Raw genomic sequence first — 12613 nt, forward strand, 5'->3', positions numbered from 1 at the left:
AAGTATCTGGCGATGAGCAACTACGGCCAGGTCACCGTCATGTCGGACGGGACGTCGGTGATGACCGCGGGTGGAGCCACGCTCCCCGCCCTGCCGTCGGGCGTATCAGTGACGGGGCTCGCGGCGCGCAAGCTGAACGACGGCACGTATGCGGCCGACGTGCTCGGCGGTGACGGACGTGTGTACTCCTCGGTCAGAGATCTGCGCGGCTTCTGGGACCTGTGGAGGACATTCCCGTCGACGGGCGTCGCGCTGTTCGCCGAGGCCAACTGGGGTGACCTGGCCGTGCTCTCCACCGCGAGCTGCTGACGCGAGATGCTCGACGGGTGCGGACGACTTCCCATCCGCTTGGCCCGCGTGGTGACGGGCTCGGGCGGGTGCGGACGACTTCCCATCCGCCCGGCCCGGCCCGCGCGGTGACGGGGTCCGCGTCCCCCTCCGCGCCTAGGGTGGGCACATGGAATTCGGCATCTTCGTCCCGCAGGGCTGGCGCTTCGACCTCGTGGGGATCGACCCCGCCGAGCAGTGGCGGGTGATGAACGCTCTCGCGCAGAGCGCCGACGAGGGCCCGTGGGCGTCGCTCTGGGTCTACGACCACTTCCACACCACCCCGGTGCCCAGCGCCGAGGCCACGCACGAGGCGTGGACGCTGATGGCCGCGTTCGCCGCCGTCACCGACCGCGTGCGCCTGGGCCAGATGTGCACGTGCATGGGCTACCGCAACCCGGCTTACCTCGCCAAGGTCGCCGCGACGGTCGATGTGATCTCGGGTGGTCGCACCGAGATGGGCATCGGTGGCGGCTGGTACGAGCACGAATGGAGGGCCTACGGCTACGGCTTCCCGCCGATCGCCGAGCGCCTCGGCCGGCTGCGCGAGGGCGTCGACATCATGCACCAGGCGTGGACCACGGGTGAGGCGACCCTGTCGGGAAAGTACTACGAGGTCGACGGCGCGATCGTGCAGCCCCGGCCCCTTCAGCCCGGCGGCATCCCGCTCTGGATCGCGGGCGGCGGCGAGAAGGTCACGCTCAAGATCGCGGCGAGATATGCGTCGTACACGAACTTCGGGGGTTCGCTCGAAGAGTTCGATCACAAGTCGGAGGTGCTGCTCGGCCACTGTGAGGCGCTCGGACGGGATGCCGCCGAAATCACGCGCTCCACGAACTTCAACACGATCATCGCCGCGACCGAGTCCGAGGCCGACGAGCGGCTGGCGGCTGTCGTCGCACGGCTGCGCCCGCACGTGGGCGACGAGCGGGCGGACGCCATCGAGGCCGACTATCGGTCCTCCGACGGATTCGGCACCCCTGAGCAGATCGTCGCGCGTCTGAAAACTCGTGCTGAGCACGGACTCGGCTATGCGATCCACTACTTCCCCGAAGCCGCATACGACACCTCGGGCATCTCCCTGTTCGAGCGAGAGGTCATCCCGCACCTCTGATCCGCCCGTCGAGTCGGCCGTGGCGGGTGGGACGTGCGGCGCGACCTCGGATCGCGAGGAGCGGCTCGCCCGCATGGACGCGGTGACGGCGCACTCGTGACGCCCCGGCGCACCCATCGGCCGCTCCTCACCCGCGCGGTGCGCGCACCCGGGGTGTGGCATCCCACCACCGCAGCACCCGCAGGGCGAAGAACGTCAGCCATCGCGACGGCTGGCCCGCGGGCACGTCGACGGCGAACCATTCCCTGCCCTCGAGGGGATACGCCTGATGCCAGGTGCCGTCGGCGTCGCGCGATGCCCTGACCTTCTCGATCGCGTCGGCGAGACGCGGGTCAGGGCCGACGCCGTCGTGCAGTGCGGCGGCGCGGAAGTGGTCGAGAGCGCGCAGCGCGCTGTAGCGGTGGCGGAACGGATAACCCAGGTGAGGGGCCCAGACGTGCCGCTCGCCGGTGGAGAGTCGGTACAGCAGGCGCCTCTCGAGCAGGTACTCCTCGGCGCCCTTGCGCGCGGCGTGCAACTCCGGCGTACCCCCGGTGCGCGATTCGTCGTCGAGGATCCCGATCACCGAATTGATCGTCGAGTGGAACGACGATTTCGTCGCCCCCTCCACCCACTCGCAGTTCCAGCCGCCGTCGGGAAGCCGACGGGTGACGAACCAATCCCGGATGCCGCTGACGTCGGCCCCGAGCCACGCTCCGCTGGCGAGGGTGAAGGCGTTGATGCACGCGTCCACCTCGCCGTGCCAGAAGGGCAGGTCCTCGTACTCCCAGCGAGCGTTCCGCTCCAGCAGGCCGGCGGTGTCGGGGCGGAGGGCGTCGGCATCCACCCCCCATTCCCGCAGACTCATGAGCGACCAGGAGGTGGCCGTCCAGGGCTGCGGGTCCGTCCCGTCGAAGTCGGACGGGAAGTGGGCACCGCCCGCCCACAGACCGTCCTCGCCCTGTGCGGCGAGGAGCTGTGCCCCGAACCCCTGGTGCGCGACACGCGCGCGCGTGGCCCGCCACTGTCCCTCGGGGGCGTCGAGCAGGTCGCGCTCGACCTTCCAGCGCAGGGCCGGGTCGCTGTCGGCCAGCCACGCGAGCACGTCGTCGTCGTTCATGCGGGCAGGCTACGCCGCAGCCGAGCGCCGGGCCAGGTCGGTCGTCGCACAGGGCGTACCGCCGAGAAACGCTCCCCGCGGGAGCAAACGNCGCGGCGAGCGTTTCTCGGCGGTCCCGGCTGGCGGCGTCACGCGTCGCGGCGCGCACCCTCCGACGGCGTCACCGTGAAGATGTTCGGCGCGCGGAATCCGGATGCCGCGAACGCGGCGAGAACGGCCTCGGTCGCCGCCGGCACGAGATCGGTGGAGATCAACGCGATCGCCGCCCCGCCGAAGCCGCCGCCGGTCATGCGGGCACCCAGGGCGCCCGAGGCCAGCGCCGTCTCGACGGCGAGGTCGAGCTCGGGCACCGAGATCTCGAAGTCGTCGCGCATCGAGACGTGCGAGGCGACGAGCAGGTCGCCGATGGCCGACGGGCCGTCGGCGTCGAGCGCGGCCACCGTGTCGAGGACGCGCTGGTTCTCGGTCACGATGTGGCGCACGCGGCGGAACGTGACATCGTCGAGCATCTCGGCCGCACGCGGCAGGTCGTCGACGGTGACATCGCGCAGCGCGGGAACCCCGAACGCCGCGGCCCCGCGCTCGCAGGCCTCGCGGCGCTCGCGGTAGCCGCCGGTGGAGTGGGCGTGCTCGACGAGGGTGTCGACCACGAGGATCGACAGTCCCGCCTCGGCGAAACCGAGCGCGACGGGCCGCGTCTCGAGGGTGCGGCAGTCGAGGAAGGTCGCGGCGTCGGCGACGCCGAGCATCGAGGCCATCTGGTCCATGATCCCCGTCGGGGCTCCGACGGCGTCGTTCTCGGCGATACGGCCGACACGGGCGAGCGCGACCTTGTCGAGCCCGGCGCTCCACACGTCGTTGAGGGCGGATGCCACAGCCCCCTCGATCGCGGCGGACGACGACAGCCCGGCACCCACCGGAACCTCCGACGCCAGTACGAGGTCGACTCCGCGCGGAGCGGTGTCCGGAGCCTCTCGGAGAAGCGCCCACGCCACCCCCAGCGGGTACCCGGCCCAGTCGAGGCCGCCGGCGGCGATGCGGTCGTCGAGGTCGGCGAGCGAGACCTCGACCGCGTCGTCGGCGAAGGTCGAGCGCACGCGGATGACGTCGTCGGATCGCACGGCGACGGCGGCCGCGGTGCGCTGCGCGATCGCGAAGGGGAAGACGAAGCCTTCGTTGTAGTCGGTGTGCTCGCCGATGAGGTTGGCACGGCCGGGAGCCGACCACACCCCCACGAGAGGGGCGTCGGTCATGCGGGCGAGCAGGGCGCGGGCGTCGTCGACGGCGGTCATGCCGTCACCTCCGGAACGGTGTCGAGGGCGGCGCGCAGGCGTTCGGCCTGCGACTCGGGGGTCACGTCGCCGATCCAGGCGCCCATGGCCGCCTCGGATCCGGCGAGGTACTTGAGCTTGTCGGCGGCGCGGCGGGGCGAGGTGATCTGCAGATTGAGGCGGACTTCGTCGCGACCCCGACCGACGGGCGCTTGGTGCCACGCGGCGATATAGGGGGTGGGGGTGTCGTAGAGCGCGTCGATGCCGCGCAACAGCCGCAGGTAGAACGGGGCGAGCTCGTCACGCTCGGCGTCGGTCGTCTCGGCCAGGTCGGCGACGTGGCGGTGGGGCAGCACGTGCACCTCGACGGGCCAGCGCGCGGCGAAGGGGACGAACGCCGTCCAGTGCTCGCCGCGCAGCACGACCCGCTCGCTGGCGGATTCGAAGTCGAGGATGCGTTCGAACAGGTTCTCGGAACTGCGCGAGATCGTGTCGAGCAGCCGGTGCGTGCGCGGGGTGACGTACGGGTAGGCGTAGATCTGCCCGTGGGGGTGGGGGAGGGTGACGCCGATCTCCTGCCCGCGGTTCTCGAAGGGGAACACCTGACGGATGCCGGGCAGAGCCGACAGAGCCGCGGTGCGGTCGGCCCACGCCTCGATCACCGTGCGGGCCCGGGTGCGCGACAGGGAGCCGAACGACCCCTCGTGGGCGGGGCTGAAGCAGACCACCTCGCAGCGGCCGACCGAGGTGCGCGTGCGGCCGAGGCCGAGGTGCTCGAGGTCGTCGTCACCGCGCGGCGGGTCGACGGCGGCCGGTGCGTCGTCGGTCGCGACGTCGAGAGCGGGTCCGAACGACGGCGACTTGTTCTCGAAGACCGCGACGTCGTACAGCGACGGGATCTCCGACGGGTTGGTCGGCGTCTGCGGCGACAGGGGGTCGAGGTGCGCGGGAGGCAGGAACGCCCGGTTCTGACGATTGGATGCCACGGTGATCCAGTCACCGGTGAGCACGTCCTGGCGCATCGTGGCGGTGGCGGGTCGGGGGTCGAGCGTGCGGGCATCGACGGCACGCTCGGCGCCGAGCGTCGTGCCGGGATCATCGAAGTAGATCAGTTCGCGGCCGTCGGCGAGGCGGGTCGGGCGCTTGACCACACCGGCGCGGAGGGGTACCGCGGAGAGGCTGTGCGTGTTCACGATAACACGCTACAGCTCAGGCGTGATATCGTCAACATTGCAATGAGTGCGATGCGCGTATCCATGGCCCACGTGGCCGAACGAGCCGGAGTGTCGGCGCAGACGGTGTCGCGCGTGGCCAACGGCAGCCCGCGCGTCGACCCCGCCACACGCGCCCGGGTCGAGAAGGCCATGGCCGACCTCGGCTACCGCATGCACCGCGCCGCGCGTGCCCTGCGCACCGGGCAGACCTCCACGATCGGCCTGGTCGTGTCGACCCTCGCCTCGGTCGGGAACTCGCGCATGCTGCAGGCCATCTCCGAGGCCGCCGCCGCGCGCGAGTACGCCCTCGCGGTCGTGACCGTCGGGGAGCGTGGGATCCGCGACGCCTTCGCGCGACTCCGTTCGCAGGGCGTCGACGGTGCCGTCGTCCTGAACGAGGCGACCGAACTCGCCCGCGACGTCGACCCGCCGGCCGACCTTCACGTCGTGGTCGTCGATTCCCCGCCCGACGATCGCTTCTCGATCGTGCAGACCGATCACGCCGGAGGCGCCCGCACGGCGACCGCGCACCTTCTGTCCCTCGGACATGCCACGGTGCATCACCTCGCGGGACCCTCGGGATCGTTCGCGGCGACCGAGCGCGAACGCGGATGGCGCGAGGCACTCGCCGACGCCGGGATCACCGCGCCCGATCCGGTCCGCGGCGACTGGACCTCGACATCCGGTCACCTCGCCGTCGCCGCGCTGGGCGCGGCCACCGCCGTCTTCGTGTCCAACGACCAGATGGCGCTGGGCGCCCTGCGCGCTTTCGCCGAGTCGGGCCGCCAGGTTCCCGATGACGTCGCCGTGGTGGGGTTCGACGACATCGTGGATGCCGCCGAGTACCGGCCCCCGCTGACCACCGTGCGCCAGGACTTCGACACCCTCGGCCGTCAGGCGGTCGCCGCCCTGGTGGCCGCGATCGAGGGGGCCGCGCCGGTGGCCGAGACGGTGCCCGCCTCGCTGGTGGTGCGGGCGAGCAGCGCGCGCGCCTGAGCGCGGATCCCGCCGCCACTCCTCCCGCGACGGGGCGCGCTCCGCTTCGCGCCGCGCACACGCAGAGACGCCCGCGGATGCCGAGGCATCCGCGGGCGTCGCGAAGACGGAGTGCGTTACTTCTTCACGGGGATGGACTGCGACTCCAGGGCGCCGATGGTGGCATCCTGACCCTTCTGGAGGGCCTCGGTGAGCGTGGTGCTGCCGCTGACGGCGGCCTTGAAGCCGTCGCTCACGTCGGCGTAGGTCTTGGTCATCGTGGGGCCCCACACGAAGTCGGGGGTGACCTCGGTCGCGGCCTCGGCGAAGACGTCGTAGATCTTCTGGCCGCCGTAGAACTCCACGCCCTGCGTGAGCGAGGGGAGCGTCAGGCCCTCGGTCGTGGCGGGGTAGATGTTGGCCTCTTCGTTCAGCGCGGTCAGCGCCTCCTCCGAGGTGTTCAACCACAGCGCGAACTTCGTCGCCTCGTAGGGGTGCTCGCTGCCCTTGAGCACGGCGATCGACGATCCGCCCCAGTTGCCCGAGACCGCGTCACCCGCGTTCCACTGCGGCAGATCGGCCACGGCCCAGCCGCCGGCGGTGTCGGGAGCGCCGCTAGAGATCGAGTTCGCGCCCCAGACGGCGGAGTTCCAGGTCCATACCTGGCTGGAGTTGTAGGCGTTGTTCCACTCGTCGGTCCACGCGGGGTAGGTCGAGACGAGGTCCTGGTCGATGAGCGCCTGCCAGTAGTCGGCGACCTTCTCCGACGCCGGGTCGGTGAGCGAGACGGTCCAGCCGTCCGCGTCGTTGCCGAACCACTGCCCACCCGCCTGCCACACGAAACCGGCGAACTGGTTGATGTCGGACTGCGAGAAGTTCGTGATGTAGCCGCCGAGAGCGCGGATCTTCTTGGCGGCCTCGGTGTACTCGTCCCACGTGGTGGGGATCGCGATGCCGTTCTTTTCGAAGAGGTCCTTGCGGTAGAACAGCGCCATCGGGCCGATGTCCTGCGGGATGCCGTAGACGGCCCCGTCTTCGCCGAGGGCGACCTGGTTCCAGGCCCAGCCGACGAACTGGTCCTTCGCGGCGACCACGTCGGAGCAGCCGGCGATGTTCTCGACGCCGTCCTGCACGAGGAAGTTCGGGAGGGCGTCGTACTCGATCTGACCGAGGTCGGGGGCGTTGCCCGCCGCGATCTGGTTGAAGAAGTTCTGGTAGGTGCCGCTGTTGCCGTTGGGGCCGGTCTGGACCTTGACCTGGATGTCGGGGTTCTCCGAGTTCCACATCTCGACGACCTTCTCGATGCCGGGGATCCACGAGGTGAACTCGAGCGTGACGGGGCCGTCGGCCGGGGCGCAGTCGGCCGCGGCCGCGGCGCCGTCGCCGCTTCCGCCACCGGCGCAGCCGGCGAGGAGCAGAGCCGACAGGGCGACACCGGAGGTCGCCGCCAGGATTCTGTGCTGCATGGGAATGCCTTTCTCTGGGTGCCCGAACGCGCCGTTTGCGTCCGAGGTGGGGACGGCCGAGGCCGCCGAAGGGATCACTTCAGGGCGCCGGTCCCGAGACCGTTGCGCCAGAAGCGCTGGAGGAGCAGGAAGATGACGATGAGGGGGATGACCGACAGCAGGGCGCCGATGAGCACGAGGCCGCGCAGCTCCGGGATCTGGTTGAGCTGGTTGTTCCAGCCGTAGAGGCCGAACACCACCGGGAACAGCTCCTCGCTGCGCAGCATTATCAGAGGCAGGAAGAAGTTGTTCCAGATCGCGACGAACTGGAAGAGGAACATCGTGACCAGCGCCGGGCTCATCAGCCGCAGGCTCACGGTGAAGAACGTGCGGATCTCGCCGGCGCCGTCGAGACGGCTCGCCTCGAGCAGCTCGTCGGGGACGGAGGATGCCGCGAAGATGCGCGCGAGATACACCCCGAACGGGCTGACCAGCGACGGCAGGAACACCGCCCAGAAGGTGTTCGTGAGCTGCACCTGGCTGAAGATGAGGAACAGCGGCAGGGCCAGGGCCGTGGCGGGCACGAGCACGCCGCCGAGCACCACGTCGAAGACCAGCTCGCGGCCCGGGAAGCGGTACTTCGCCAGCGCGTACCCGGCCATCGCGGCCAGCAGCGTCGCCACCGCCCCACCGAGGCCGGCGTACAGCAGAGAGTTGCCCAGCCACCGGAGGAAGATGCCGTCGCGGTAGGCGAACAGCTCGCCGATGTTGCTGAACAGGCGCATGTCGGCGAACCACAGCGGGTTGGTCGTGAGGATGTCGCCGGTGCTCTTGCTCGATGCGACCAGCAGCCACCACAGCGGCAGCAGGAAGTACACCGTGAACACGGCCATGACGAGCATCGCCGAGGTCCGCGACACGAGGGGTTCGCGGATCGCGCCCGCGCGCGGGGCGCCCGCGCGTGTGCCGAGGGGGCGACGGGAGGTGGTGACGGCGCTCATGCGTTGCCCTTCTTCTGCATCCACTTCATGAAGCCGAACGACAGCACGAAGGTGGTCACGGCCAGCACGACCGAGAAGGCCGCGGCGAGATTGGCGTTGGGGATGGATGCCGTGGCGTAGACGGTCATGTTCGGGGTGAAGGTGCTCGTCACGGCGGAGCTGAACGAGCGGAACACCTGGGGCTCCGCGAGCAGCTGCAGCGTGCCGATGATCGAGAAGATCGCCGTCATCACGATCGCGGGCCGCACGAGCGGGATCTTGATCGACCAGGCGATGCGGAACTGGCCCGCGCCGTCGAGGCGCGCAGCCTCGTAGACGTCGCTGGGGATCGACAGCAGCGACGAGTAGATGATCAGCATGTTGTAGCCGACGTAGACCCAGGTGACGACGTTGGCGATCGACCACAGCACGAGATCGGCGCCGAGGAAATCGACGTTCTGCGTCAGGGCCGTGAAGGGCGACAGGTTGGGCGAGTAGAGCGAGCCCCACATGATCGCGGCGATGACACCGGGGACGGCGTAGGGCACGAAGAAGGCGAGACGGAAGAAGCGCTTGCCCTTGAGCAGGGGAGAGTCCAGCAGCAACGCGAAGATCAATGCGAGACCGAGCATGACGGGCACCTGCACGACGCCGAACGCGAGCATGCGCAGCATCGAGGCCCAGAACGCCTCGTTCTGGAAGACGAGGGCGTACTGCGTGAGGCCGCCGAACACGAGCTCGGCTTTGCCGAAGGTCCCCTCACGGCGCACGACGAGCAGGGACTGCACGATCGCGAACCCGATCGGCAGCACGTAGAACAGCAGGAAGAGCGCGGCGAACGGTGCGAGCAGGATGACGATCGCGCTCTTGAACGGCACGCGCGCCCGGCGGGGACGCGGGGCGTCCGAGCGGTCGGCCCGCGCGGGGGCGGGAGCGGTGGTGGTCACGAGGCCTCCTCGATGATGCGGACGGCACCACCGGCGACCGTGACGGGGCCGTCGACGCTCTCGCCGGTGAGCGCGTCGCGACCGTGCGCCGCGATCTCGACCGACTCGGTGGTGTGGTTGATGACGAAGGTGAACGCGCGGTCCTCGCCCGCGCGGCGGACGACCTCGACGCCGGGGACGGTGTCGAGGGTGCGGATGCCGGCGGAGTCGGCGACGCGGGAGAGCAGGTCGCGGTAGTCGGCGGCGGAGGGGAGGGTCGCGAGGTACCACGCGGAGCCGGCGCCGACCGTCCGCCGGGTGCGCGCCGGCAGTCCCGCCGACGGGCCGTCGATGAAGCGGGCGTCGACCTGGGCGTCGACGGCGCGCAGGCGCTCCGACCACACCGTGCCCGTGCTGCCGTCGTCGAGCGTGACGACCTGTGCGGGGCCGAGAGGGGCGAACTCCTCCGACACGATCCCGAGCAGGTCGCGGAACGCGCCGGGGTAGCCGCCGAGCCGGACGCGGTCCTGCTCGTCGACGATGCCGCTGGCGAAGGTGATGATCGCGGTCCCACCGGCGTCGACGAAGCGCGCGATGCGTTCGGCGTCGGCGTCGCGCACGAGGTGCAGGGCGGGGACGACCACGAGGCGGTAGGCCGACAGGTCGGTCCGCGCCGAGACCACATCGGTCGAGATCCCCGCGCCGGCGAGGGCGGCGTGGGCTGCGTGCACCTGGTCGAGGTAGCGCACGTCGTCGCTCGGGCGGCCCTCGTTCTCGAGCGACCACCAGCTCTCCCAGTCGAAGAGCACCGCGGCGTCGGACGCGACGCGGGTACCGGCGATCGGCTGGAGCGCACGCAGGGTGCGGCCCACTTCGAGGACGCTCCGCCACTGCGCGGTGTCGGTGCCGGCGTGGGGGAGGAGCGCGGAGTGGAACTTCTCGGCACCCTGCGCCGAAGCGCGCCACTGGAAGAAGCAGATGCCGTCGGCGCCACGGGCGACGTGCGACACGATGTTGCGCAGCAGTTCGCCCTCGCCCTTGGCGAGGTTGTGCGGCTGCCAGTTGACCGCTCCGGTCGAGGTCTCCATGAGCAGCCACGGCGTGCCGGCGGCGAGGCCCCGCGTGAGGTCGGCCGCGAACGACAGTTCCGCGAGCGGGTCGGGGAGGCGCCGGTCGAGGTAGTGGTCGTTGGCGATCACGTCCATCTCGCCCGCCCACGAGAAGTAGTCGAGCGCGCGGATGTGCGCGGTGACCATGAAGTTCGTCGTGACCGGGGCGGTGCTGCGCGCGCGGATGATGGCGGCCTCGGCGCGGTACAGCTCGAGCTGCTGGTCCGACGAGAAGCGCTGGAAGTCGAGCAGCTGGCCGGGGTTGCGCAGCGACAGGGCGGCCATCGGCGGCAGGATCTGGTCCCACGCGCTGTAGCGCTGGCTCCAGAACGACGTCCCCCACGCCGCGTTGAGGGCCCCGACCGTGCCGTAGCGCGCGCGCAGCCACGAGCGGAACGCCTCGGCGCTGGCGTCGCAGTAGCAGAGGGCGTTGTGGCAGCCGAGTTCGTTCGAGACGTGCCACATGGCCAGGGCGGGGTGGTCGGCGTAGCGCTCGACGACGCGGCGGCTGAGTTCGGCGGCGTAGGCGCGGAAGACCGGCGAGCTCGGGCAGTAGGCCTGACGCCCGCCGGGGAAGCGGCGCGTGCCGTCCTCGGCCACCGGCAGGATCTCGGGATGCCGCGTGGTCACCCACGGTGCCGGCGACGCCGTCGCGGTGCCGAGGTTCACCCGGATGCCGTGGGCGTGCGCGAGGTCCATGACCTCGTCGAGCTCGTCGAAGCTCCAGACCCCGTGGTCGGGGTTGATCCACGACCAGCCGAAGATGTTGACGGCCACGAGGTCCACGCCCGCTTCGCGCATGAGGCGCATGTCGTCGTCCCACACGGCGCGGTCCCACTGCTCGGGGTTGTAGTCGCACCCGAACACGAGCCCCTCGCGGGTCAGGGCGTCCAGAGCGGAGCCCTCGCGGATCGAGTCGGTCGCTCGATCGCTCTCGCGATCCAGCGGGGCCAGATGGTCGACGGCAAGCATCCGGTGGGCGCTCCTTTGCGGGGTTCTGTGAACGTGCACACACCGGCGATCCGGAATGACGGGTCAGAATGTGTGAACGTGCACATACTGACACGGCGCTGCACGGTCGTCAACTCCCCGCTGCCGATAGGCTGAAACTCATGACGCCTCCTCCGCCCGGGCGCCGGCGCAGCACGGTGCACGACGTGGCGAGGGCCGCGGGGGTCTCGCGGGGCACGGTGAGCCGCGTCCTCAACGGCGGCTACGTGTCGGATCACGCGCGGGAGGCCATCCAGTCGGCCATCCGCGAGGTCGGCTACGTGCCCAACAACGCCGCGCGCACGCTCGTGCGCCAGCGCACGCAGGCGGTGGGCTTCATCGTCCACGAGCCGCACTCGTTGTTCCTGGAAGACCCCAACATCGGCGGCATCCTGCTCGGCGCCAACACCGCGCTCTCGAATGCCGATTACCAGATGGTGTGCCTCGTCATCGACACCGATCGCGACACCGATCGCGTGGCGCGCTACCTCAGCGGCGGTTTCGTCGACGGCGCCGTCATCGTCTCGGCACGCCACCACGACCCGATCACCGACGTCGTCGAACGGCTCGGACTCCCCGTCGCCTACGTCGGCCACCCGCCCGGCATCTCTCGTCCGTGGGTGGGCATCGACAATCTGGGTGCCGCCCGGGCGCTGACGCGACAACTGCGCGAGACCGGCCGCCGCCGCATCGGCATGATCGCCGCCGCCCTCGACCGGGATTCCGGCAGCGACCGTCTCGCCGGGTTCCGCGAGGCCCTCGGTGCCGATTTCGACGAGAGTCTCGTCGAACCGGTGCCGCTGTACGCCTTCGCCGACGGAGAGGCGGGTATGAGGCGTCTCCTCGAGCGCGCGCCCGACGTCGACGCCGTCTTCGGAGCCTCGGATGCCGTGGCCGCGGGGGCCGTGCAGGCGCTGCGGGCTGCCGGGAAGCGTGTGCCCGACGACGTCGGGGTGGTCGGCTTCGACGACAGCGCGTGGGCCCTGAGGACGGACCCGCCGCTGAGCACCGTCGATCAACCGGCAGAGGGCCTGGGGGCGGCCGCCGCCGAGGCGGTGCTGCTGCAGTTGTCAGGCGGCGTCGCCGACGCCGACGGCATCCTCCTCCACGCGCCCATCATCTGGCGCGGCTCGGCGTAGAGGCCCGCGCGCGTCGCGAAGTCG

Annotated in this window: 11 protein-coding genes; 4 read left to right on the top strand and 7 right to left on the bottom strand. The window is 70.7% G+C overall.

Annotated features, from left to right (window positions below; genetic code table 11):
- Together ACTJJP_RS15695 and ACTJJP_RS15700 are read left to right on the top strand one after the other, a co-directional pair.
- A partial coding sequence (locus ACTJJP_RS15695; protein WP_440775917.1) for a hypothetical protein occupies positions 1–309 on the top strand: 309 nt, incomplete at its 5' end.
- A 148-nt stretch (positions 310–457) separates the two neighbouring features.
- A complete protein-coding gene (locus tag ACTJJP_RS15700) occupies positions 458–1441 on the top strand; it encodes an LLM class F420-dependent oxidoreductase (RefSeq protein WP_440775918.1) in 984 nt (327 codons plus the stop codon).
- Between the two features lie 127 nt (positions 1442–1568).
- On the opposite strand, the gene ACTJJP_RS15705 is transcribed toward ACTJJP_RS15700, so the two are convergent.
- From ACTJJP_RS15705 to galT, 3 genes are all read right to left on the bottom strand, one after another.
- Positions 1569–2540 carry a squalene cyclase gene (locus tag ACTJJP_RS15705; RefSeq protein ID WP_440775919.1) on the bottom strand — a complete coding sequence of 324 codons (972 nt, stop codon included), beginning with the start codon at positions 2538–2540 and terminating at the stop codon, positions 1569–1571.
- Positions 2541–2668: 128 nt separating this feature from the next.
- On the bottom strand, positions 2669–3832 hold the full coding sequence (galK, locus tag ACTJJP_RS15710; RefSeq protein ID WP_440775920.1) for a galactokinase: 1164 nt from the start codon (positions 3830–3832) through the stop codon (positions 2669–2671).
- Complete coding sequence (gene galT / locus ACTJJP_RS15715; protein WP_440775921.1) at positions 3829–5004, bottom strand: galactose-1-phosphate uridylyltransferase; 1176 nt, start codon at positions 5002–5004, stop codon at positions 3829–3831. The genes galK and galT overlap by 4 nt, the downstream gene beginning before the upstream one ends.
- A gap of 42 nt (positions 5005–5046) precedes the next feature.
- On the opposite strand from galT, the gene ACTJJP_RS15720 reads away from it, so the two are divergent.
- Entirely contained in the window at positions 5047–6021 is a 975-nt protein-coding gene (locus ACTJJP_RS15720; RefSeq protein ID WP_440775922.1) for a LacI family DNA-binding transcriptional regulator, read from the top strand.
- 116 nt (positions 6022–6137) lie between these two features.
- Here the strand turns inward: ACTJJP_RS15720 and ACTJJP_RS15725 are convergent, their stop codons facing one another.
- The 4 genes from ACTJJP_RS15725 to ACTJJP_RS15740 all read right to left on the bottom strand — a co-directional run bounded on the left by ACTJJP_RS15725 (position 6138) and on the right by ACTJJP_RS15740 (position 11432).
- Positions 6138–7466, bottom strand: a complete 1329-nt coding sequence (locus tag ACTJJP_RS15725; RefSeq protein ID WP_440775923.1) for an ABC transporter substrate-binding protein — start codon at positions 7464–7466, stop codon at positions 6138–6140.
- A 74-nt stretch (positions 7467–7540) separates the two neighbouring features.
- Positions 7541–8446, bottom strand: coding sequence for a carbohydrate ABC transporter permease (locus ACTJJP_RS15730; RefSeq protein ID WP_440775924.1), 906 nt, complete (start codon positions 8444–8446; stop codon positions 7541–7543).
- Positions 8443–9372, bottom strand: a complete 930-nt coding sequence (locus tag ACTJJP_RS15735; RefSeq protein WP_440775925.1) for a carbohydrate ABC transporter permease — start codon at positions 9370–9372, stop codon at positions 8443–8445. The genes ACTJJP_RS15730 and ACTJJP_RS15735 overlap by 4 nt, the downstream gene beginning before the upstream one ends.
- Positions 9369–11432 (bottom strand): beta-galactosidase, encoded by a 2064-nt coding sequence (locus ACTJJP_RS15740; protein ID WP_440775926.1) that lies wholly within the window; start codon positions 11430–11432, stop codon positions 9369–9371. Before ACTJJP_RS15740 ends, ACTJJP_RS15735 begins: the two co-directional genes overlap by 4 nt.
- A gap of 140 nt (positions 11433–11572) precedes the next feature.
- Here ACTJJP_RS15740 and ACTJJP_RS15745 point away from each other — a divergent pair, with 140 nt between their 5' ends.
- The gene (locus ACTJJP_RS15745) at positions 11573–12589 is read left to right on the top strand and encodes a LacI family DNA-binding transcriptional regulator (RefSeq protein ID WP_440775927.1); all 1017 of its coding nucleotides are present in this window, start codon (positions 11573–11575) and stop codon (positions 12587–12589) included.
- The last annotated feature ends 24 nt before the right edge of the window (positions 12590–12613 follow it).

This window comes from Microbacterium sp. 22296, assembly GCF_052045385.1.
Taxonomy (GTDB): Bacteria; Actinomycetota; Actinomycetes; order Actinomycetales; family Microbacteriaceae; genus Microbacterium.